At 62.2% G+C, this 1,353-nt stretch carries 1 protein-coding gene and 1 pseudogene; both read right to left on the reverse strand.

The window, feature by feature from the left end:
• A pseudogene (locus AB0I57_RS20070) lies at positions 1–706 on the reverse strand (hypothetical protein); the annotation flags it as partial.
• Between the two features lie 74 nt (positions 707–780).
• Positions 781–1,353, reverse strand: a 573-nt coding sequence (locus AB0I57_RS20075; protein ID WP_358339348.1) for a SipW-dependent-type signal peptide-containing protein, incomplete at its 5' end; no start/stop codon positions are given.

The raw sequence follows: 1,353 nt of genomic DNA on the forward strand, positions 1-1,353 counted from the left end.
TCGGCTCATCCGCTGTGTCCTCGATCGGCTCCTCGATCACCTCTGCGACCGGCTCCTCGGACGCCAGCTTCGCCGACGCCAAGCTCAGGCTCTTGGCACTCTGCACGTCCTCCCAGGACTCGTTCCGGACGTACCTCTCACCGCCGTCGCACTTTGTGATAGTGACCGTCTTGGCCTGGACCCTCTGGCCACGCCACCCAGACGAGGTCCTCGGGCCGTTCACGGTGTGCACCTCGACGGTGTAATCCCTACCGGTGTCGTTGATATCGGCCGTATACGACGTGCTTGTACCCACGTTCTTTCGTGTCTTGACGTTTCCGTTGCTATCGCGGCGGACGACGACCTCGTACTCGTAATCATCCCCCATCGGGGTATCCCCCAGGGCGGTCCAGGAAACCTTCGCGTCATCAGCGAGCCAACCGCCCACCGTCTTGCAGTTCGTGTCGGTGACCACCGGGGTCGGGTAGAAGTTCGCGTTCGCGGTGAACGTACTCGCCACGGACGCGGTATCGGTGAACGCCGCGGTGGTACTCGCGGTGGTCGCCACCAGAGCAGACACACCCACCGCACCCAGTGCCATCAACGGCCGCGCCGGCAGGATTCGGGACGTCAGAATCCGTGTGGTCAAGTTTCGGGTCGCGTTCACAGGACCAACCCGCATCTCGAACTGCTGCGTCGGTACGTCATCGAAGTCTTTGTCCCCCATCGAAGTCGGCTCAGACCTGCCGGTAGTTGGTTTAGGATCCGATCCGGTCGGATTTGTTCGCGTAGTCATGATTCTCAGGCAGTCGTCGCGTGGAAGTTGAATGCAACGTCCACGGACTTGCCCTCAACACTGTTGTTCGTATCCGCGGTATCCGCCGCGTCCGGATGCAACCTGATCTGGAAGCACACATACTCACTCTCCCCCGGCTGCAACGTCCTCGGCTCGGTGATCGCATCCACCGTGCCGCCCTTCTCCATCCACACAACCGGACCGAGATTCTCACCACTGCACCTGTTACCCGACTCACCATTCGGCTCGCCATCCTTGAGCACGAACACCATGTACGGGGCCATGTCCGACGACGACGCCGTCGCCGTGACCGTGTAATTCAGCGGCGTCGATCCCGTGTTCTGTATCGGCAACTTCGCGCTCGACCGCTCGCCCGGGTACAAACCCGACTTCGACCACGCCGTGAACGCGTACGCGTCCGGATTCGCTTGCTGACCGTCGATCTGCAGATCGATCGAACCGGTCGAGAACACACCCGACGTTGCCGTCGCGGTATCACTCCACGCCGCCAGCGTCCCGAACGCACCGAGGCCGAGCACGATCCCCAACGACGCAATCGCGCGCGGTCTACCACCCGA

Origin of the sequence: Rhodococcus sp. NPDC049939 (genome assembly GCF_040656415.1) — a bacterium.
Classification (GTDB): Bacteria; Actinomycetota; Actinomycetes; order Mycobacteriales; family Mycobacteriaceae; genus Rhodococcus_F.